Source organism: Cellulomonas sp. KRMCY2, from assembly GCF_000526515.1.
Taxonomy (GTDB): domain Bacteria; phylum Actinomycetota; class Actinomycetes; order Actinomycetales; family Cellulomonadaceae; genus Actinotalea.
Genome location: NZ_JAGF01000001.1, coordinates 2,454,923 through 2,476,212, shown reverse-complemented (window position 1 = coordinate 2,476,212; position 21,290 = coordinate 2,454,923). Strand labels below are relative to the sequence as shown.

The window sequence follows — 21,290 nt, the reverse complement described above, 5'->3', positions numbered from 1 at the left end:
AGGTCGAGATGAGCACGTTGACCGGGACCGGGATCAAGGTGGTCAGCCTTGCCGAGGCCATCAGCCACGTCACCGACGGGATGACCGTGATGTCCGGCGGGTTCATGGGCTGCGGCAACCCGCACCGACTGGTCGCCGGGCTGCTCGAGGCCGGCGTCAAGGACCTGACCCTGATCTGCACGGACGCCTCGCGGCCGGGCTACGGGGTGGCCCAGCTGGTCGAGCAGCGGCGGCTGCGCAGGCTGATCGCCTCGCACGTCGGGCTCAACCCGGCGGTGGCCGAGCAGATGAACGCGGGCGAGCTCGAGGTCGAGCTCGTGCCTCAGGGCACCCTGGCCGAGCGGATCCGCGCCGGTGGCGCAGGGCTGGGCGGCGTGCTGACCCCGACCGGCCTCGGCACCCCGATCGCCGAGGGCAAGCAGGTGGTCGAGGTCGACGGCCGGCAGTTCCTGCTGGAGAAGCCGCTGCACGCCGACGTCGCCCTGATCACGGGCTACCGGATCGACCTGTTCGGCAACGTCTGGTATCGGGGCACCACCCGGAACTTCAACCCCGTGATGGCGACCGCCGCCGACCTGGTGATCGCTGAGGCGGACCACCTGGTCGAGGTGGGTGCCATCCCACCCGAGGACGTGGTCACCCCCGGGGTCCTGGTCGACCTCATCGTCGAAGGAGGCGAGCTGGCATGACCGCCACGACCGACACCACAGGGCTGCGCGTGCTGGACAAGGCCCAGGTCCGCGAGACCATCGCACGCAGGGTCGCACGCGAGCTCAAGGACGGCGACTTCGTCAACCTCGGGATAGGCCTTCCGACCGAGGTGCCGGACTACCTGCTACCCGGTGTTCAGGTCGTCCTGGGGTCGGAGAACGGCATCGTGCGGGCCGGCGGGTGCGAGCCGGGGGGCGATTCGCCGTATGTGGTCAATGCGGGTGGGCGGCCGGCGTCGTGCCTGGTCGGCGGCGCGTTCATCGACTCGGCGACCTCGTTCGGGCTGATCCGTGGCGGCCACATGGAAGCCACCGTGCTCGGCGCGCTCCAGGTGGACGCCGCGGGCAACCTCGCCAACTGGATCATCCCCGGGAAGATGGTGCCCGGCATGGGCGGCGCGATGGACCTGGTGGTCGGCGCCAAGCGGGTGATCGTCGCGATGGAGCACACGCAGAAGGGCGCCCCCAAGATCCTGCGCCGGTGCACGCTGCCGCTCACCGCCGTGGCGTGCGTCGACCTCATCGTCACCGAGATGGGGGTCATCGAGGTCACCGACGGCGGGCTCGTGCTGACCGAGATCAACCCGGTGTTCACCGTCGACCAGGTCCGCGCCGCCACCGAGGCGGACCTCGCGGTCGTCGCCCCGCTCCCCTCGATGCTCTGACCGACCACGGAGGTCAACGACGAGCAGGCCGTTCGGTACGACATCTACGCCACGGCCTGGCACAGCATCCGGCGGTCCGGGTTCCGGGCCGGGATGAACGTCGCCGTGGTCGGGGCCTCCACCGACGACGAGATCCGCGCCGTGTTCCGGTTCATGGAGCGGGGCCTGCTGCACACCGACGGCATGCTCGAGCGGGTCGTCTCCCTCGAGGACTCCGCGGGGGCGACCGCGGAGCTCGCGGCGACCACCGAGCCGGTGCGCTGGGCCGTTCGACCCTGAGCGTCCGCCCGCCCTCCGCGAGGGCCGGGGGGCGGTCGGGCGGCGGGGCATCTATGCGAATCCGGCAACTCCCTATGACGACGACCGGTCGTACCGTCGGCGGTGCTGCGTACGGGTGCGCGGCGGAGACGGCGTCGTCACCCGGCCAGGCAACCGCCCGTGACGAGTCGAGGAACCGATGAGCACCAGCACCTACACCCACCTGGCCCAGCCGATCGACATCGGTGCGGTGACCACCAAGAACCGGATCATGAAGAACGGCACGGGGTTCTTCTGGGACGACCCGGCCACCGGCAGCTTCATGAACGACCGGTACCTGGACTACTTCGAGGCGCTGGCCAAGGGCGGTGCCGGGCTCATCTCCTCCGCCACCGGTCCGCTGACCAGGGATCTCAGCGTGCCGATGCCCGGGTTCAAGCTCCTCACCGACGACTACATCCCCGGCTGGGAGAAATGGGCAGGCGTGGTGCAGAAGCACGGCGCGCTCGCGTTTCACCAGATCTTCCACCTAGGCCCGATGACGCCGCTGTTCGTCACCGCGCCCTCCGGCATCTCGGCCTCGTCCATCCCGCGCGAGCAGTCGCCGCGCCCGGGCTTCTCGGTCCCGCGTGAGGCGACCGTCGCCGAGATCGAGGACGTCATCGACATGTTCGCCTCGGGCGCGGAGCGGATGAAGCGGGCCGGTCTGGACGGCACCGAGGTCAACGGCGCGTGCAACCACTTCCTCAACAACTTCCTGTCCCGCGCGTGGAACAAGCGCGAGGACGAGTACGGAACCCAGACCCTCGAGAACCGGACGCGTCCGTTCGTGTCGGTGATCAAAGAGATCAAGCGGCGCAACGGCAAGGACTGGCCGGTCATCGCGCTGTTCAACGGGCTCGAGATCGACCTGGTCGACGGCATCACGATCGAAGAGAGCAAGCGGTTCGCCCAGGCCTTCGTCGAGGCGGGCGCCGACGCGCTCGAGGTCCGCGGTGAGTACTACACCTGGGTCGACGCGGTGGACCGCCGGCAGAGCCTGCACTTCCCCGACGTGTACTTCTACCCGGGCCACGAGGGCCCTGTGAACCCGTACGTGGACGCGAGGGGCAAAGGCCCGGGCGCGAACATCCCGATGGCCGCAGCGATCAAGGCAGTGGTCGACGTCCCGGTGATCACGGTCGGCAAGCTCGACCAGAACATCGGCGAGAGGGCGATCGCCGAGGGCAAGATCGACATCATCAGCATGAACCGGCGGCTGTTCGCCGACCCCGAGCTGCCGCGGAAGGTCTTCGAGGGCCGGCCGGAGGACATCAACGTCTGCAACTCCTGCATGACCTGTTTCGACGCGTGCGAGCACTTCCAGGGAGTGACCTGCCGGGTGAACGCCGCCCTCGGCAAGGAACGCGAGTACGCGATCACACCGGCGCCCGTCAGCAAGAAGGTCATGGTGGTCGGTGCAGGCCCTGCGGGCCTGGAGGCGGCCCGGGTCGCCGCGCTGCGCGGCCACGAGGTGCACCTGTACGACACGCAGCCGAAGCTCGGCGGCTCGCTGCCGGTGGCCGCGATGGTCAAGGGCACGCGTGAGGACCTGCTCGGGACCGCGGCGTACCTCGCGACCCAGGTGAAGAAGGCGGGCGTGCACGTGCACACCGGCACCACGGTGACCGGTCAGACCGCCGACCAGCTCAAGCCCGACGTGATCGTGGTCGCCGCCGGTGGCGTGCACGACGTGCCGGACATCCCCGGGATCGGCGGGCGCAACGTGCTGACCGCGGAGAAGCTGCACCACCAGGTGAAGTCGCTCCTGCGGTTCACCGACGCGAAGACGCTGCGCACCCTGTCCTCGCTGCCGGTCGCGAAGAACGTGGTGATCGGCAAGCACGTCGTGATCATCGGAGCACGGCTGCACGGCTGCCAGACCGCCGAGTTCCTGCTCGAGCAGGGCAAGCAGATCACCATCGTGGACTCCCTCACGGAGGAGGAGGTCGGCGGGGGCATGCTCGAGGTGTTCATGAAGCCGTACCTGCTGTGGTGGCTGAAGGACCACGGCGTGCGGTTCGTGACCGAGGTCGAGTGCGACTCGGTGGTCAACGACGGCCTGGTGGTCAAGCACAAGGACGGCCGGCGCGAGACGATCGCCGCGGACACCGTGATCACCGCGCTGCCGCTCAAGCCGAACACCGCCGTGCAGAAGGTGCTGGCCGGCAAGGCGCCCGAGGTCTACACGATCGGTGACGCCGCCGAGCCGAAGCTGATCGTGGACGCGATCGCCGCCGGCGCGAAGATCGCCAGGACGTTCTGAGCCACCCCCTTCCCGACTCGGAGCAGCGCGGGTGGGTCGTCCGGTCGGCGGCCCACCCGCTCCTGCGTCTGCATCGGCCCGGTGGAGGCGTGGCCGGCGGGAGGGCCGGCACCCATTGATGCGTGTTCGGACTTTCCCGATGCTCGCAGGCCGTCCGTACGGTCGCCGGGAGCGATGGCCCGACCTGTGCCGGGTCCGGGCGGAGCAGGACAACGCAGCCCTTGCGGAGCCGGTGTGATCCCGGTCGCGAACAGAGGAGTGAACGACATGGGAATCGGGACCTACGAGCAGTACCGGGACCGGCTGTACAGCATGACGCCGAACATCTACGTCGGTGCCGAGCTGATCGGCCGAGAGGACCCGCGCCTCGAGAGCGGCATGTACGTCATGCGGCAGACCTTCGACTGCGCGCACGACGAGCGCTACACCGACGTGTGCGTCGCCAAGTCGCACCTCACCGGTGAGGAGATCAACCGGTTCACGCACATCCACCAGACCGCCGAGGACCTGCTGGCCAAGCAGAAGATGACCCGGCTGCTGTGCCACCGGGTGGGCGGCTGCATCCAGCGCTGCATGGGTACCGACGCGATGAACGCGCTGTCGGTGGTCACCTACGAGATGGACGAGGACCTCGGTACCGACTACAACAAGCGGTTCCTGAAGTACCTGGGGTGGTCGCAACAGAACGACATCGTCGCCAACTGCGCGCAGACGGACGTCAAGGGCGACCGGTCGAAGCGGCCGCACGAGCAGGTCGACCCGGACATGTACCTGCGGATCGTCGAGTCCCGCGAGGACGGGATCGTGGTCCGGGGCGCGAAGTCGTGCAACTCCGCCGCGCCGTACGTCGACGAGATCATCGTGACGCCGACCCGCTTCATGGGGCCGAAGGACAACGCGTACGCGGTCTCGTTCGCTCTGCCGGCCGACTGGCCCGGGATCAAGATCGTGGCTCTGCCCGGCCAGCGGCACAAGCGGGCCTACATCGACGCGCCCATCGCGCACGTGGGCGACATGGAGTCGCTGACGATCTTCGACGACGTGTTCGTCCCGCGGGAGCGGGTCTTCATGGACGGTCTCGGCAACCCCGAGTGCACCCCGTACGCCGGCTTCCTGGCCATCATGTTCGCCCACTTCCACCGGCACTCCTACACCGGCTGCAAGCCGGCGACCTCGGAGGTGTTCGCCAGCCAGGCCGCGCTGGTCGCCGAGTACAACAACATCGAGAAGACCAGCCACGCGCAGGAGAAGATCGCCCACATCCTGGGCATCGCCGAGCTCGTGTACGCCGCGGGGGTCGCGAGCGTCTCTCGGGCCGAGAAGTCGCCGTCCGGCACGATGATCCCGGACGAGATCCTCACCAACGCCGGGCGCAAGCTGGCCGGCGAGGAGATCTACAACGAGGCGAAGATCCTCGCGGACCTGGCCGGCGGCTTGATCGCCACGCTCCCGCTCGAGGAGTCGTACTACACCGAGGCGACCGGCGAGCTGATGAACAAGTACATCATGCGCAACCCCGCGGTCTCGGCGGAGGCCGTGCACCGCTGCTTCCGGATGATCGAGGACACCCTGGTCAGCGAGTTCGGTGGCGCCATGATCGTGGCCGGCCTGCACGGCGGCGGGTCGCCCCAGATGGAGACCATCGCGATGATGGGCGGGTACGACGTCGAGGAGCTCAAGGGCATCGCCAAGTACCTCGCCGGCATCCAGCCCGAGATCCCGATCTACGAGCGCAAGACGGTCACCCCGCGGCGCGTCCTGGCGAAGTTCAAGGCGCGCAAGGCCGCCGAGGAAGCGTCGGCCCCGGTCGAGTCGGCCACGTCCGCGACCGAGGTGCAGAAGTGACCATCTCGGCCATCGGCATCGTCGGCGCGGGGACGATGGGCTCGGGCATCGCGCAGGTCGCCGCGCAGTCCGGGCTCGACGTGGTGCTGTGCGACATCGAGCAGCGCCTCGTCGAATCGGCGGTGCGGCGGATCGACGCCCACCTGGAGAGGGCCGTCGTCAAGGAGAAGCTGACCGCTGACGACAAGCAAGCCGCGCTTGCCCGGATCACCACGTCGACCGACCTGGGCGCCCTCAGCGCTGCCCAGGTGGTCATCGAGGCGGTCATCGAGGACCTCGAGCTGAAGAAGTCGGTGTTCACAGAGGTCGCCTCGGTGTGCCCGGAGGACACCGTCCTGGCCACCAACACGTCCTCGATGTCAGTGACCGAGCTCGGTGCCGCCTCAGGACGGCCCGACCGGTTCTGCGGTATCCACTTCTTCAACCCGGTGCCCGTGATGCGGCTGGTGGAGGTCATCCGCGGGGTGAGCACCTCCGATGCGACGGTGGCCGTCGCCGACGAGCTCGTCGAGCGACTGGGCAAGACGGTGGTCCACGTGGCCAAGGACTCCCCGGGGTTCATCGTGAACCGGCTGCTCGTCCCGTTCCTCAACGAGGCGGCGCGGCTGCTGTCCGAGGGTGTGGCGAGCATCGAGGACATCGACACGGCCGTGAAGCTGGGCCTCAATCATCCGATGGGGCCGTTCGAGCTCATCGACATGGGTGGTGCGGATCTGACCGTGACGGTGCTCGACTACTTCCAGGCGGAGCTCGGCAGCGACCGCTACGCGCCGCAGCCTGTGCTGCGGCGGATGGCGCGGGCGGGTCTGAACGGCCGCAAGTCCGGGGCCGGCTTCTACCAGTACTGATCCGACGGTACCGATCCGACGGACCGGCACGACTACGGGCGGCACGGTGTGCGGTGACGCATGCCGCGCCGCGGAGGGCAGACCATGATCAGCGTCATCGCGGCCGGCGACGTGCCCGGGCTCATCCCGGACGGCGCCACCGTCATGCTCACGGGCATCACCCTGGGCGGGTTCGCCGAGGAGGCGATGGTCGAGCTCGAGAAGAGCTTCCTGGCCACCGGCGCACCCCGCGACCTGACGTTCTACTTCCAGTCGGGGGTCGGCAACCGGAAGGACCGTGGCCTGGCCTACGTCGCCCGCGAGGGCCTGATGAAGCGGGCGGTCGGCGGCCACATCATGGGCTGCGGACCGGCCCTGGTCGAGCTGTGCCGGGACGACAGGGCGGAGGTCTACAACCTGCCGCAGGGCGTCATGGCGACCATGTGCCGGTACATCGCAGCTCGCAAGCCAGGAGTGATCACCAAGGTCGGGCTCGGCACGATGGTCGACCCCCGCCTGGGCGGCGGCAAGATGAACTCGCGCACGCGGGACTGCGAAGACCTCGTCGAGGTCGTCACCCTGCTCGGCGAGGAGTGGCTCCTGTACCGGCTGCCGCGCCTCGACGTGGCGTTGATCCGCGGCACCGAGGCGGACGAGCGGGGGAACGTCACGCTCAGCCACGAGGGGTACCAGCTCGGGCAGCTCGCGGCCGCTCAGGCCGCGCGGGCGTGCGGCGGCATCGTGATCTGCCAGGTCGAGCGGATCGTCAAGAGCGGGACGCTGCACCCGAAGGCGGTGAGGGTCCCGGGCATCCTGATCGACCACGTCTACGTCGCCAGGCCCGAGTACCACTGGCAGACCGCCCAGACGCCGTACAACCCGGTGTTCAGCGGCGAGGCCAGGGTGCCGCTCGACGCGATGCCCGTCGAGAAGCTCAGCATGCGCAAGGTCATCGCCCGTCGGGCGACCATGGAGCTGGCGCCGGGCATGGTCGTCAACCTCGGCGTGGGGATCCCCGAGGCCGTCTCGTCGGTGGCCGCCGAGGAAGGCGTCGGCGACGCGTTCACCTTGACGACCGAGGCGGGAGCCGTCGGAGGACTGCCTGCCGGTGGTCACGACTTCGGCTGTGCCTGGAACCCGGAGGCAACGCTGGAGATGGCCGACCAGTTCGACTTCTACGACTCCGGAGGCTTGGACCTGGCCGTCCTGGGCTGTCTGCAGGTCGCGCCGAACGGGGACGTGAACGCGAGCATGCGTGATGGCGGTGGCATCGGCGTCGGTGGCTTCATCAACGTCGCCCAGGGCGCCAAGCGGATCGTGTTCGCCATGACCTTCACCGGGGGGCTAGACGCCGGCGACGGCGCGAAGGTCCGGATCGGGGACGGCCGCCTGGAGGTGGGCGAGGAGGGCAACCGGAAGAAGTTCGTCCGGTCCATCGAGCAGATCACCTTCAACGCCGAGCAAGCCCTGCGCAACGGTCAGGAGGTCCGCTACGTCACGGAGCGGGCCGTGTTCCGCCTGTCGGCGCGGGGCCTGGTTCTCACCGAGCTCGCCCCGGGCGTCGACCTGGAACTGGATGTGCTCGCCCAGATGGAGTTCGCGCCGATCGTCGCGGACAGGCTCGGGGTCATGCCGCCGGAGATCTTCCAGGAGACCTGGGACGGTCTCGGCCCGATCGTGGCGGCCGCGCAGGCGAAGTGACTGGCGGCCCGAGTGGGCTGTCGCGAAGGACTCACCGAGGGGATCAGTCATGTCCGGAGCGGCACCCGCCCTGGTTCGGCCCGTGAACCGCAAAGCCGTCCTGGTCGCGTCGTGCGTCCTGATGTTCGCGCTCGGCGCCCTGTACACGTTCTCCGTGCTGCGGAACCCGCTCGTGCAGGAGAAGGGCTTCGGCCTCGACGGGGTGCTCCTGGCCTACTCGGTCAACGCCGGGATCTCGCCGATCCCGATGGTGCTCGGCGGCTGGCTGGTCGACAAGGGCTGGGCGCGGTGGACCGCGCTGGTGGGCGGCGTGATGCTCGGCGTCGGCTGGATGCTGTCCGGGGCGTCGACGAGCCTGGTCCAGCTGATCGTCGGCTACGGCGTGGTCGCCGGGCTTGGCCAGGGGCTGGCCTATTCCGCGCTGCTCGCGAACGCGATCCGGTTCTTCCCCGACAAGCGCGGACTGGCCGCCGGTCTGAGCGTGGGCTCGCAGGGCGCCGGCGCGATCGTGGTCGCACCGATGGCCCGTGCGCTCATCTCCGGCGCGGGCGTCGGGCACGCGATGGTCGTGCTCGGCGGGGTCTTCGTCGTGGTGGCGGGCCTCACGTTCGTGGTGATCCGGGTGGCACCGACCGGCTTCTGGCCGGCGGGTGTCCCGCAGACCAGGCAGGCGGCGGCCGGCCCGTCGGGCGGGGGAACGGCGGTCCCGCCCCAGCGGATGATGCTCACTGGCGCGTTCTGGGCGATCTTCGTGGTCTTCGTGTGCGGCGCGTTCTCCGGGCTGATGATCGCCGCCAACGCCTCGCCGATCGGGGTGGCGATGTACGGCATGACCGCGACCACCGCGGCGTTCGCGGTGAGCGCGTACGCCGCGGGGAAGATGACCGGCGGCTTCGTCCTCGGCAGCGTCTCGGACACGCTGGGTACTGCGCGCACGCTGGTCCTGATCTTCGCCTTCGTCGCCGCGTTCCTCGGGCTGCTGATCGTGGTGCGCGGCAACGCGGCGGGGTTCATGGCCGGCGTGTTCGGCCTCGGCGTGTGCTTCGGCGGCGTGATGGGTGTGATGCCCTCGCTGGTCTCGACGCGCTTCGGCCTGCGCTACCAGGGCATGAACTACGGGCTCGCGTTCTCGGCCTACTCGGTCTCGGCGTACTTCGCGCCGCACCTGGCGGCCCAGCTTGGCGAGGCGTCGGGCGACTACAGCCAGGCGTTCCTCATTGCGATCGGCGCGGCGGCGGTGGGGCTGGCGGTCACCGTCGTGCTCTCCCGGCAGCTCGTGCGCCCGACGCGGCCGGTCGGCGCGGCGGCCGAGGGCGCACCGGCCGAGGAGATCGCGCGGTCCGGCCACTGACATCGGCGCCGGGCTCTTATGCGAACCGTGAATGCCCCCATCCCGCGCTGCATCCCTACTGTCGAGAAGCAGCCATCCATTGACCGTCCGTGAGCGAACGGGGGTCGCACACGAAGGGACGATGAGATGACGAACGCGGTCGTCGTGGCCTACGGACGTAGCGCAATCGGCAAGGCCGGCAAGGGCAGCCTCGCCCGCACGCACCCCGTGGACTTCGGCGCCGAGGTGCTGAACGGCGTGCTTGCCCGGGTGCCACAGCTCGACCCGGTCGAGATCGACGACCTGGTTCTCGGCTGCGCCATGCCGGAGAGCACGATGGGGATGAACCCGGCGCGGAACATCGTGCTGCGCGCCGGGCTGCCCGACGTCGTCAGCGGCCAGACCGTGAACCGGTTCTGTTCGTCAGGGCTGCAGGCGATCGCCACCGCCACGGCCCTCATCGACGCGGGGATGGCCGACGTCATCGTCGCCGGTGGCGTGGAGCACATGAGCAGCCCGGTCCTGAGCGCCGCCCCGGAGTACCAGGATCCCTGGCTGCGCGAGCACACCGACGCATACATCTCGATGGGTCTGACCGCCGAGCGGGTCGCCCGGAAGTGGGGCGTCACCCGCGACGAGATGGACCAGATGGCCGTCGACTCGCACGCGCGCGCCGCCGCCGCCCGTGACCGCGGTGCCTTCACCGCGCAGATCGTCCCGGTCGCCGCGGTCGGCGAGGATGGCGCGACGACCACGTTCGCGGTCGACGAGGGCGTCCGGCCGAGCACGACCAAGGCGGCGCTCGCGGGGCTTGTCCCGGTGTTCGCCGAGGACGGCCTGGTCACCGCGGGCACCTCGTCCCAGCGCAGCGACGGCGCGGGCTTCGCCGTCCTGACCTCGAGCCGGAGGGCGCAGGAACTCGGCGCGACGCCGGTCGCCCGCCTGCTCGGGTTCGCCGTGGCGGGTGTCGAGGCGCAGTACATGGGCATCGGGCCGGTCGCCGCCGTGCCGAAGGTCCTCGCCCGGACGGGCCTGACGCTGGCGGACATCGACGTGATCGAGCTGAATGAGGCGTTCGCGGCCCAGGCGATCGCCGTGATGCGCGAGCTCGGCATGGACTGGGGGAGCGTGAACGTCAACGGCGGGGCGCTCGCCATGGGGCACCCGCTCGGTGCGACCGGCGCGATCCTGGTCGCCAAGGCCCTCGCCGAGCTCGAGGTGACCGGTGGGCGACTGGCCCTGGTGACGATGTGCATCGGCGGCGGCATGGGTGCCGCCGGTGTGATCGAGCGGCTCTGAGGACGTCGACCTGACCGGCAAGGTCGCCGTGATCACCGGCAGCACCGCCGGCCTCGGCTTCGGGATGGCCGTCACGCTGGCCTTCTACGGCGCCGGCCGTCCCGGTCCCGAGGTTCGCTGACGAGGAGCCGTCAATCCTCGCTTCACAGCACGACCACGGCCTTGCCGCCGAGGACACCGGTCTCCATGTCGGCATGGGCGCGCGCGATCTCGTCGAGGTGGTAGACCCGGCCAACGGGCACCTTGGCGCGCCCGTCGGCCACGGCGTCGAGGAAGTCCTGCAGCACCGAGGCGGGCAGGTCGGCCGCCTCGCCGGAGTAGGCAGTCAGCCGCACCCCATTGGGTAGCCAGTCCATCGGGTAGAACCCGTCGATGGTCCACTCGTCTGAGAGCATCCCGGTGAAGCACGCGGTGCCCCCGCTGCGCACGGCACGCAGGGTGTCGCGCAACACGTTCACACCCACCAGCTCGACTGCTCCGTCCACACCCTCAGGGACAATCGCGCGCACCTGGTCGGCAATCGCGCCGTCGTCGAGCACGACGTGGTCGACACCCATGCCCTCCAAGAGGCTGCGGCGGGCCGGCGACCTCGTGGTGGACAGCACGGTCAGGCCTTGAAGGCGACCCAGCACGGCCAGGGCCAACCCGACCGACGACGTGCCGCCTCGCACCAGCAGGCTGTCCCCCGCCACGGCCCGGACTCCGACCGCGAGCGACCCGTATGCGGTCTGCAGCATCTCGGGGATCGCGCCGAGGACGTCCCACGGCAGGTCGCTGACGAACGGGATGACCTGGGCGGCGGGCACGAGCACGTACTCGGCGTAGCCGCCGTCGATGGTGCGGCCCATCCCGCCCATCATCGTCGCAACCTGAGTTCCGACGGCGACTTCACCGCCGGGCGCTGCCTCGACGATCCCCGTCGCCTCTATCCCCGGAATGCGCGGGAGAGTTCCGAAGGACGCCTGACCACGCCGGAAGTGCAGCTCGGACCGGTTCAGCCCGAACGCGAGCACCCGCACCAGCACCTGGCCCGCCACTGCCTGGGGAACCGGGACTTCACTCACCCGCAGGACGTCCGGACCGCCGGGGCGGTCGACGACGACGGCGCGCATCGACGCGTTCACCGCGCCTCCCCGGAGGTGGTGGCGGGCGCGGGGGCGAGCACACCGAGCATGTGACGGAGCGCGGCCGTGGTGTCGTCCACTCCCGTCGCCCCTGCCAAGTGCTCGGCGAGCGCCAGCTCGACGACAGCGATCCCCGCGTCGTGCGCCACTTCGCCCGCCTGCGTCAGGGCGATCAAGGACGAGCGACGGTCCTCGGGGTGTGGCCGTCGCTCCGCGAGCCCGTCGCGCTCGAGCCGGTCGACGAGCTTGCTCGCCGCCCCGACGGTGATCCCCAGATCGGCCCGCAGCTCTTGTACCCGGCACGCACCGGCGCGATGGCGCACCGTCCGGAGTGCGGACAGCGTCCCCAGGGAGGTGCATCCGGCCTCACGGAGTCGGGCGTCCAGGTGGTTCCAGAGGTGGGTCTCGTAGCGCACCACGGCATCGAAGAAGTCCATGCTCATGGAAACATGATGCCTGAGAACTATATTCCAAGCAATACACCTACGACGAGGCCCCGGAGCAGTACCTGCCAAGCTCCGCTGCGGCTGCCTTCACCACCGTCCGGGCCGCCGGGACCGAGGTCCTCGGAGCGGGGGCCGGAGCAGTGGTCCTGGCCGCCTGGGTCCTCGTCGCCATCACCCGCCGCGACGTGTGAGCGGGTCCGGCGGGGCCCGCCTGGTCCGTAGGGTGACGACCATGGACCTGGGTCGATCGGTCGTGGAGCCGCTCCGGCGTCGTCCCGCGTCGGTGCCGCCCCTGAGCCTTGCTGCGGACAGCACCGGCTCCGGCCTGGGCCTGGTCGGCATGCGCGAACGCGTCCTGGCGGCCGGCGGCTCGTTGGAGACCGGCCCCACCGCGGACGGCGGGTTCCGCGTCACAGCTCGACTGCCCCTGGCCCAGGAGGACCCATGACCATCCGTGTGCTGATCGCCGACGACCAGGCACTGATCCGTGCCGGCTTCCGCGTCCTGGTCGACGGCGCCGACGACCTCGTGGTCGTCGCCGAGGCCTCCGACGGTGCACAGGCGGTGGCACTGGCCAAGAGCGAACGGGCCGACGTCGTGCTCATGGACATCCGCATGCCCGGCCTCGACGGCCTGCAGGCCACCCGCCGCATCAGCGCCGACGAGGACCTCGCCGGCGTCAAGGTGCTGATCCTGACGACATTCGAGCTGGACGAGTACGTCTACCTGGCCCTGCGCGCCGGCGCGAGCGGCTTCCTCGGCAAGAGCGTCGACCCCGACGACCTGCTCGACGCGATCCGCCTCATCGCGGCCGGCGAGGCCCTCCTGTCGCCCGCCGCCACCCGATCCCTGATCATGACGTTCCTCGCCCAACCCAGCCGGGTCACGGCCGCGGCCGCTCCCGCCCAGCTCGAGCAGCTCACCGAACGAGAACGCGAGATCGTCGCACTCGTCGCCGAGGGCCTGACCAACGACCAGATCGCCACCCGGCTGTTCATCTCACCGATGACCGTCAAGACCCACGTCAACCGCTCCATGACCAAGCTCGACCTACGCGACCGCGCACAGCTGGTCGTCGCCGCCTACCAGTCCGGCCTCGTGCGGATCGGCCCGACCGACGGCTGACCGTGAGGGCTGTGGCCCCAGTCGGCTAACGGTGGGCGGTGGCTCAACGCGCTCTGCCAGCACAGAAGCGCCCTGCCCGGCCTCCGTGGCCGAAAGCGCGGCCGACTCGATCGCCCTACCGCAGCCGCGGTAGCGGCGGGATACGGCGCCACGGCGATGCGGGCTACGTACATCGCTCGGGACGCTCGAACCATGACGACAAGGACACCCCGCGGGCGGCTCGCTCCTGCCGACGCCACGGCCCTTCCCCCTTCCGGAGCGGCCCTTCCCCCTTCGGGAGCGGCCCACCGCCCCGCAGGAGCGACCGCCCCACGGCGCGCCCACCGCACAGCAGGCGGGCTGATCCACGCGTCGATCGCCGTGCTGATAGCCATCGTCTGGATCACCGTCGGCCCGGTCGGCGGGCCCCTCCAGAACCATGTGGCAGAGCTGCTCGGCCTCGAGTCCATCTGGCTGATGAGCTCGTCGGTCCTCGTGCTCACACGCTCGGCACGAATCGACCGCTGGTTCGGCGGCGTCGAGGGGACGCTCTTGTGGCACCGCGCGGCCGGCGCCGTCGGCATCGGGCTCGGGCTGGTCCATCCAGCCCTGTTCGTGTCGAGCGACGGCCAGCCTTCAGTCCTTGTCGGCTTGCTCAGCCCCCTGATGATGCTCGCCGTCGTGCTCGTGGGTTGGGCCTTCATGACGCCGACCTCACGCGTCGCCTCGTGGCGGGGCCCCCTCGGCTGGCTCGCCCGGCGCGGCTACGACCGCTGGCGCGCCATTCACGGCCTGCTCGCAGTATTCCTCATCGTCGCCATGGCCCACGGCATCGCCGACAGTGCCAGCCTGCTCAAGTCACCGGCGCTGCTCATCGTGTATGCGGGCATCTGCGCCGTCGGCCTCTACGCGTTGCTCGAGCGCGTGCTCGTCTCTCGCCTGAAGATGCGCGACGTCCCGGGTACGGTCGTCGCCGTCGAGCGCTTCGGCCAGGGTACGGCCGTGATCACCATCGACCCCGAACGACCCGTCAGCTACGAGGCAGGCCAGTTCATCGAGCTCGGTGTGCCCGTCTCCGGCGAGCGCCCGCACCCGTTCACGATCACCAGCGCACCCGACTCACCGCACGTTCAGGTGGCGGTGCATGCCTCGGGTGCCGGCACGACCCACATCGTCAAGGACGTGGCCGTCGGCGACCGGGTCTCCCTGGGGCCCGTACGCGGGCTGCTCCGGTACCAGGACGCCGGCCCCCGTCAGGTGTGGGTGGCCGGGGGCATCGGCATCACTCCGCTCATCAGCTGGGTTCGCGCCCAGGGCGAGCACTACCCCGGTCACCACGTCGACCTGGTGTGGTCCAACCGCGGGTTCGAGGACGAACCGTTCGTCGACGAGCTCGTGGAGGCCGCACTGAACTCCGCATGGCTGGACGTCCACCTGCACGACACCACGCGGTTCTCGCGCCTGACCGCCGACGACATCGTGGCCGCGGGCGGCGGGAGTGCCGACGCGATCACCGTCCTGGCCTGCGGGTCGGCCCCCATGATCTCGTCGCTGGGGGCCGATCTGATCGACGCGGGCCTGCCTCGCGAGCGGCTGCGCACGGAGGCCTTCGCCTACCGCTGACCGACCGCACGTGTCACATCACGAAGGGAAGCACACCATGACGATCTCGGTCACCGGCGGAACCGCGTCTGGTGGGGTCCCGGCCGATACGGCTGGCTCATCGGGGGCCAACCCAGCGCAGCGCGATCGCTTCCGCCGAGGGCCGGTCGAGGGCGCCGGACAGCGGGGCCGCATCAGGGTGCGCACGGAATCCGTCCATCAGCAGCTGCAGGTAGCGCCGCCATGCGTCGGGGCGGATGCCGGCGCTGTGGCGGGCCACCTCGCTGATCATGCACTGCACCATGATGAAGTCCTCGACGGTCACGCCCGGGCGCATGTCCCCCTCAGCCTCGGCGCGTTCGAGCAGCGTCTCGATGAAGGGAATGAAACGGTGATCCGCGGCATCATGCGCCTGGTGAGCCCCCGATCCCAGCGCGATCTCGCGCAGGCCCAGGTTGCTCGCCAGCACTTCCAGGCCTCGATCGAGCAGAAGCATGAGCCCGTCCCACGCACGCGCCGAGGCGATCGCCTCGTCCGCGACGCTGAGCAGCAGGTCGACCTGATCATGCAAGGCGGCGTCGATGAGCGCCTCCTTGTCGGGGAACCTGCGGTAGACGGTGCCGACGCCTACCCCCGCATGGTGCGCGATGCCATTCAGGCCCGCACCCAGCCCCTGAGCCGCGAACACCTCCCGCGCCGCCTGGATGATGCGCAGCCGGTTCCGTTCGGCGTCGCGACGCAGCGAGCGGTCGCCAGGTGCCTGCGCGAACGGTGCGTCGGGGATGCCCATGTCTGAATCGTACCCGAAGTGGATTGCGTTCATCCGGTTGTTGGGTACTGTGGTCCCTACGGATAGACCTCATCCGCTTCTGCGGGTGCCAGCACGCGAGTCCTCCCATGACGCGTAACCCGTACTGACGCTGTCGTCGCTAGCCCACACCCCGGGTGCCGACGGACGGCCCCGACCGAAGAGGAGCAGATTCCACATGGCTGAGTTCTTGTACCGGCTGGGACGGGCCTCGGCCCGCCGGGCCTGGCTCGTGGTAGTCGCCTGGATCGTGGTCATCGCGGCCGCCGGTGGCGCGTTCGCGGTCTGGGGCGGGACGCTGAGCACAGCGATCACGATCCCCGGCACCGAGACCGCACGGGTCACCGAGCGTCTGCAGTCAGCACTGCCGCAGGCCAGCGGCGGCACGGGGACGCTCGTGTTCAGCTCGAGTGACGGATCGGCGCTCACCACCACCCAGCAGGCGGCGATCACCGCGGTCATTGCGGAGGCCGCCCAGGTCGACGGTGTCGAGGCGGTCGTGGATCCGTTTGCCACGGTGGACCAGCGCGCCGCGGGCGAGCTGCAGATCACCGAAGGCCTTGCCCAGATCGAGGCCGCGCGCGCGCAGCTGCAACAGGGTCAGGACCAGCTGGATGCCGCCGTGGCCCAGGCCACGAGCAGCGGGGCGTTCGACCAGGCGCGGGCGACCCTCGACGCCCAGCAGGCGACGATCGACGCGTCGGCGGCGGCGCTCGACGCGCAGAGGAGTCAGCTCGAGCTCGGTACGGCCCTGCTCGAGATGTCGGCCGAGATGCGGTCCGTGTCACTCGACGGTTCGACCGCGGTCGGCACGATCGTGTTCACCGCCCCGGAGCTGGAGGTCTCCACCGAGACCAAGGCTGCTGTCCTCGCCGTCCTTGACGGCGGCCCGATCGATGGCGTCCAGACCGATGTCTCCGCCGAGATCGCCAGCGCCACCCCGGGCTTGGGAGTCGGCGAGGTCCTCGGTGTCGCGATCGCCGCCGCCGTCCTGCTGGTGATGCTCGGCACCTTCGTCGCTGCGGGCCTGCCGCTGATCAGCGCCCTGCTCGGCGTCGCGGTCGGCGCACTCGGGACCCTCGCCCTGTCCGGCAGCATCGAGATGGTCTCGGCCACCCCCTTGCTGGGCGTGATGCTCGGACTGGCCGTCGGGATCGACTACACCCTGTTCATCTTGAACCGGCATCGCCGCCAGCTGCGCGAGGGCCTCGAGCTGCACGAGTCCATCGGCTTGGCGAACGGCACCTCGGGCAACGCGGTCGTCTTCGCGGGCGTGACCGTCATGATCGCCCTGCTCGCCCTGAACGTCACCGGCATCCCGTTCCTCGGGCTGATGGGCGTCGTCGCAGCGTTCAGCGTCGCGGTCGCGGTGCTCATCGCCATCACGCTCACCCCCGCGATGCTGGGCATCGCCGGCACCCGTGTGCTGCCCCGCAAGCACCGCACCATCACGCCGCACGATGTGACCTCGCCTGCGCCGAAGCTCGCGCTACCGATGTCCACCCGCCGTGCCGTGCTGTCCATCCTCGGCGGCGTCGCCGCCCTCGGCCTGATCGCACTGCCTGCCCTGTCCATGCGCCTGGGCCTGCCCGACGGCTCGTCCGAGCCACAGGAGTCCACCCAGTACGCGGCCTACACCACCATCGCCCAGGAGTTCGGCGCGGGCCAGAACGGTCCCCTCGTGGTCGCCGTCGACCTGCCCGCGAACATGTCCGACGACGACATCACCGCACTTCAGGTCCTCGTCGGCGAAGCGATCATGCAACAGGACGACGTCGTCGCCGTGGCACCGATCGCGACGGCCGCGGACAAGAGCCTGACCGCCTTCCAGGTCATCCCCGCAGGCGGTCCCACCAGCGTCTCGACCGAGCAGCTCGTCCACGACCTGCGCAATCTGACGTTCGCCGAGGACCCTGACCTCACGCTGTCGGTGGCCGGTGCCGCGAGCGGCAACATCGACATCTCAGAGAAGCTCTCCAGCGCCCTGCCGATCTACCTGATCCTCGTCGTCGGGCTCTCGCTGATGATCTTGGTCCTCGTGTTCCGGTCGATCCTCGTGCCGTTGGTGGCCACCGGAGGATTCGTCTTGTCCCTGTTCGCCGCGTTCGGTGGGGTGACCGCGATCTACCAGTGGGGCTGGCTCGGCTCGGTCTTCGGCGTGCACGACCCGGGGCCCGTGCTGAACTTCCTGCCCACCCTGCTCGTCGGCATCCTCTTCGGACTGGCGATGGACTACCAGCTGTTCCTGGTCTCCGGGATGCGCGAGGCCTACGTCCACGGCGCGCCGGCCCGCAACGCCGTCATGGAGGGCCTGCACGCGGGGCGCACGGTGGTCACCGCAGCGGCGATCATCATGATCTCGGTGTTCGGCGGCTTCGTGTTCTCCGAGACCACCGTCATCCGGCCGCTCGGCTTCGGACTGGCGTTCGGGGTGCTCCTGGACGCCTTCGTCGTCCGCATGCTCATCGTGCCCGCCATCATGCACCTCGCCGGCGACAAGGCCTGGTGGCTGCCCCGCTGGCTCGAGCGCCTCCTGCCCAACGTCGACATCGAAGGAGCCGCCCTCGAACGCCGCCACCACCAGCACATCGCGACGGTCGACGAGGTCGCTCCTGCCCCGACGCCGGAGCCGGCACTCGCGCCGGCGACGACGGAGTGACCGAGCGCGCGTCGACAACACACCTGGCAGCCAGGCTCTCGCCCGGAGGACGAGCACCGCTCCTCGGGGTCCAGAAGGTGGCTCGCGCCCATCGAGTGGGGACCCGCGGCGGTCGAGCTCCTGCTCAACCCGGAGGCGGGGGGGTCATCCCCCACCACGCCCACGATGGAGAAGTGATGTCAATCCTTGGCGGACCACGACCGCCGCCGGGGTGGCGCGGGACTGGAGCAGGGCGCCGCCGATCGCCCTTCAGGTCCTGAACCACCCCTCTCGGCGATCCTCGAGATCGTGTCCTTGCCAGACACTGGCGCCGTAGACGTCGGTGGAGTGCGCTGCGACCTCCCCCGTCGTCAACCCCCGGGCCGTCAGGGGGAAGCACGATCTGGTCGACCCCCTCCAGCCGGCCTTGTCGCTTCTTGACGATGACCGGATCACCGAGTCGGACGGGAAGGAACTGCACCAGAGCGCATATTTGCACCGCTCTGCAGAATTGTCGTAGCATGCAGCGGTGGGCGACACCCTGGGACTCCGCGAGCGCAAGAAGGCGGAGACCCGCGTGGCCATCCAACAGGCTGTGCTGTTCCTCGCGCTCGACCGCGGGCTCGACGCCGTCACGGCCGACGAGATCGCCGCCGCGGCCAACGTCTCGGTGCGGACGTTCCACAACTACTTCGGCTCCAAGGAGGAGGCGCTCGTCGCCGCCTGGGTGTCGGAGCTGAGGGTCTACGTCGAGGCCCTGCGCGACCGTCCGGCCGACGAGCCGATCCTCGATGCGCTCGAGCACGTCTTCGGCGAGATCGCGTACCGGATCGGGGAACGCCCCGGCGAAGCGGAGAGCCACGCCGACCTCGTCTGGACGAGCACGGCGATGGCGCGCCACCGGTCCATCCTCCTCGACCAGGCCATCTGGATGGTGACCGACGTCGTCGCTTCGCGCACCGGCACCGACCCGGCGACCGACGTCTATCCCCACCTCGTGACGGCCGCAGGGATCTCGGCGATGGTCACGGCCTACCAGTTCACGCCCCGAGACGGAGCGCTCGGCGATCGTCGACGTCTCCTCGCGGAAGCGTTCGCCCTCCTCCGGTCGGGGCTGCAGCGGGGGCAGCCGCCGCCCGACTGAACATCCACGAGAACCGCGCCACTCATTTGCGACAGGGAAAGGCAGCGTAACAACCATGACGGAACTCAGGTTTGACGGCAGGGTCGCGATCGTCACCGGCGCCGGCCGAGGGCTCGGCAAGGAGTACGCCCTGCTGCTGGCAGCGCGCGGAGCGCGGTTGGTGGTCACCAGCCGCGCGGCCTCGGTGTCTGGTGCGGGATCGGACGTCAGTTCGGCCGAGATGGTGGCCCGCGAGATCCGCGACGCCGGCGGCGAGGCCGTGGCAGTCACCAGCGATGTTGCTACACCCGAGGGTGGGGAATCCATCGTCCAGGCGGCCCTCGATGCCTACGGGCGTATCGATATCGTTGTCAACAATGCGGGAGTCTCGCTCGACGATCCGTTCGCCGACATGACCCTCGACACGTTCCAAGCCATGATCGACATGCATTTGAAGGGCGCGTTCCACGTGATCAGGCCGGCGTGGACCACGATGCGGGAGCAGGGATACGGCCGGGTGATCAACACCTCCTCGAGCGCTGGCGTCTGGGGCGTTGCACTCAAAGCCCACTACGGTGCCGCCAAGTCCGGCCTGCTCGGCTTCACGCGGGTCCTCGCGCTGGAGGGTGCCAAGGACAACATCAAGGTCAACGTGATCACTCCAACGGGTGCAACCCGGATGCTCGCCCAGTCCCTGGCCAACGCACAACAAGAAGCCGAGGCGCTCGAGGCACGACAAGAGGAGGCGTCGGCAGGTAGTGTCAGCGCGGCGCAGCTCACAGGGTTGGGCGAGATGATCATGAGCAGATTCGACCCCGCGCTGGTGGCACCCGTGGTGGCCTTCCTCGCCCACGAGGACTGCCCTGTATCTGGCGAGATCTACACCCTGGGCGGTGGGCAGGTCTCTCGGGTCTTCATCGGGATGACCAAGGGCTACTTCAACCCGATGCTGTCGCCTGAAGACGTGCGAGATCACTTCGCCGAGATCCGCGACGAGACCGGCTACATCGTCCCAGCCCACAGTGGCGATGAGATGGCCATGTTCCTCCAGGCCGCCGCTACCTGGTCCACACCCTGAGGACGGGCCGCAGTGCTCCTCGGGACAGAAGGGACCTCGGTTGACCAGGCCGGTCTCGCCGTGACGCTCGTAGGCGCTCCGCCAGGTGTCGTAGCGCTGGCATGAGATCCCGCAGTGTCGCCAGGTTCTGGCGACGTTGCCGCAGTCACCAACGTGCTCGAGCACTGCGAGCTTCCGTTTGATGCCCTTCGCAGATCCGTTGGGAGGAGCGAGACGCGCCGGGTGAGGAGGGGTCCGGGCTGGTGCAGGTCGGGGCCCTCAGTATCAGGAGCGACGAAGCGACCGCACTTCGAGAATCTCGACGATGCCCAACGTTTCGGGGTGCGCTGTTGGCGCGCCCGCAACTGACCCGTGCCTGCGCGGCGATGTGCTGCTCGGCCTGACCGGTGTGCACGTGATCGCGGTGCACCGCCGGGAGGACCGGCTG

The 21,290-nt window shown here is 69.6% G+C and carries 18 protein-coding genes; 15 read left to right on the top strand and 3 right to left on the bottom strand.

The window, feature by feature from the left end; genetic code table 11:
- Nucleotides 1–8: 8 nt before the first annotated feature.
- The 9 genes from K415_RS0111900 (at nucleotide 9) to K415_RS0111860 (ending at nucleotide 10,940) form a co-directional block, all read left to right on the top strand.
- On the top strand, nucleotides 9–689 hold the full coding sequence (locus K415_RS0111900) for a CoA transferase subunit A (protein ID WP_029663655.1): 681 nt from the start codon (nucleotides 9–11) through the stop codon (nucleotides 687–689).
- A complete protein-coding gene (locus tag K415_RS0111895; RefSeq protein ID WP_197024722.1) occupies nucleotides 686–1,375 on the top strand; it encodes a 3-oxoacid CoA-transferase subunit B in 690 nt (229 codons plus the stop codon). Before K415_RS0111900 ends, K415_RS0111895 begins: the two co-directional genes overlap by 4 nt.
- Before the next feature lie 93 nt (nucleotides 1,376–1,468).
- Nucleotides 1,469–1,654: a hypothetical protein gene (locus K415_RS0111890; RefSeq protein WP_024287264.1), complete on the top strand. Its 186-nt coding sequence runs from the start codon at nucleotides 1,469–1,471 to the stop codon at nucleotides 1,652–1,654.
- Between the two features lie 178 nt (nucleotides 1,655–1,832).
- A complete protein-coding gene (locus K415_RS0111885) occupies nucleotides 1,833–3,938 on the top strand; it encodes an FAD-dependent oxidoreductase (RefSeq protein ID WP_024287263.1) in 2,106 nt (701 codons plus the stop codon).
- A 267-nt stretch (nucleotides 3,939–4,205) separates the two neighbouring features.
- Nucleotides 4,206–5,783, top strand: a complete 1,578-nt coding sequence (locus K415_RS0111880; RefSeq protein ID WP_024287262.1) for a 4-hydroxyphenylacetate 3-hydroxylase family protein — start codon at nucleotides 4,206–4,208, stop codon at nucleotides 5,781–5,783.
- Nucleotides 5,780–6,631, top strand: coding sequence for a 3-hydroxyacyl-CoA dehydrogenase family protein (locus K415_RS0111875; RefSeq protein ID WP_024287261.1), 852 nt, complete (start codon nucleotides 5,780–5,782; stop codon nucleotides 6,629–6,631). Before K415_RS0111880 ends, K415_RS0111875 begins: the two co-directional genes overlap by 4 nt.
- Nucleotides 6,632–6,715: 84 nt before the next feature.
- A complete protein-coding gene (locus tag K415_RS0111870; RefSeq protein WP_024287260.1) occupies nucleotides 6,716–8,311 on the top strand; it encodes an acyl CoA:acetate/3-ketoacid CoA transferase in 1,596 nt (531 codons plus the stop codon).
- An 82-nt stretch (nucleotides 8,312–8,393) separates the two neighbouring features.
- Nucleotides 8,394–9,662 (top strand): OFA family MFS transporter, encoded by a 1,269-nt coding sequence (locus K415_RS0111865; protein ID WP_051480546.1) that lies wholly within the window; start codon nucleotides 8,394–8,396, stop codon nucleotides 9,660–9,662.
- Between the two features lie 126 nt (nucleotides 9,663–9,788).
- Nucleotides 9,789–10,940 (top strand): thiolase family protein, encoded by a 1,152-nt coding sequence (locus tag K415_RS0111860; protein ID WP_024287258.1) that lies wholly within the window; start codon nucleotides 9,789–9,791, stop codon nucleotides 10,938–10,940.
- Nucleotides 10,941–11,083: 143 nt separating this feature from the next.
- Here K415_RS0111860 and K415_RS0111850 read toward each other — a convergent pair whose 3' ends face one another.
- Nucleotides 11,084–12,064, bottom strand: coding sequence for a zinc-binding dehydrogenase (locus tag K415_RS0111850; RefSeq protein ID WP_024287257.1), 981 nt, complete (start codon nucleotides 12,062–12,064; stop codon nucleotides 11,084–11,086).
- The gene (locus K415_RS22805) at nucleotides 12,061–12,507 is read right to left on the bottom strand and encodes a MarR family winged helix-turn-helix transcriptional regulator (RefSeq protein WP_155859452.1); all 447 of its coding nucleotides are present in this window, start codon (nucleotides 12,505–12,507) and stop codon (nucleotides 12,061–12,063) included. The genes K415_RS0111850 and K415_RS22805 overlap by 4 nt, the downstream gene beginning before the upstream one ends.
- A 235-nt stretch (nucleotides 12,508–12,742) precedes the next feature.
- Here K415_RS22805 and K415_RS24315 point away from each other — a divergent pair, with 235 nt between their 5' ends.
- From K415_RS24315 to K415_RS0111830, 3 genes are all read left to right on the top strand, one after another.
- Nucleotides 12,743–12,958, top strand: coding sequence for an ATP-binding protein (locus tag K415_RS24315; RefSeq protein WP_024287255.1), 216 nt, complete (start codon nucleotides 12,743–12,745; stop codon nucleotides 12,956–12,958).
- The gene (locus K415_RS0111835; RefSeq protein ID WP_024286078.1) at nucleotides 12,955–13,635 is read left to right on the top strand and encodes a response regulator transcription factor; all 681 of its coding nucleotides are present in this window, start codon (nucleotides 12,955–12,957) and stop codon (nucleotides 13,633–13,635) included. Before K415_RS24315 ends, K415_RS0111835 begins: the two co-directional genes overlap by 4 nt.
- A 192-nt stretch (nucleotides 13,636–13,827) precedes the next feature.
- On the top strand, nucleotides 13,828–15,237 hold the full coding sequence (locus K415_RS0111830) for a ferric reductase-like transmembrane domain-containing protein (protein WP_197024721.1): 1,410 nt from the start codon (nucleotides 13,828–13,830) through the stop codon (nucleotides 15,235–15,237).
- Nucleotides 15,238–15,334: 97 nt separating this feature from the next.
- Here K415_RS0111830 and K415_RS0111825 read toward each other — a convergent pair whose 3' ends face one another.
- The gene (locus tag K415_RS0111825) at nucleotides 15,335–16,006 is read right to left on the bottom strand and encodes a TetR/AcrR family transcriptional regulator (RefSeq protein ID WP_024287253.1); all 672 of its coding nucleotides are present in this window, start codon (nucleotides 16,004–16,006) and stop codon (nucleotides 15,335–15,337) included.
- Between the two features lie 196 nt (nucleotides 16,007–16,202).
- On the opposite strand from K415_RS0111825, the gene K415_RS0111820 reads away from it, so the two are divergent.
- The 3 genes from K415_RS0111820 to K415_RS0111805 all read left to right on the top strand — a co-directional run bounded on the left by K415_RS0111820 (nucleotide 16,203) and on the right by K415_RS0111805 (nucleotide 20,863).
- Complete coding sequence (locus tag K415_RS0111820) at nucleotides 16,203–18,683, top strand: MMPL family transporter (RefSeq protein ID WP_024287252.1); 2,481 nt, start codon at nucleotides 16,203–16,205, stop codon at nucleotides 18,681–18,683.
- A 508-nt stretch (nucleotides 18,684–19,191) separates the two neighbouring features.
- Entirely contained in the window at nucleotides 19,192–19,806 is a 615-nt protein-coding gene (locus tag K415_RS0111810; protein ID WP_024287251.1) for a TetR/AcrR family transcriptional regulator, read from the top strand.
- A gap of 55 nt (nucleotides 19,807–19,861) precedes the next feature.
- On the top strand, nucleotides 19,862–20,863 hold the full coding sequence (locus K415_RS0111805; RefSeq protein ID WP_024287250.1) for an SDR family NAD(P)-dependent oxidoreductase: 1,002 nt from the start codon (nucleotides 19,862–19,864) through the stop codon (nucleotides 20,861–20,863).
- Nucleotides 20,864–21,290 lie beyond the last annotated feature (427 nt).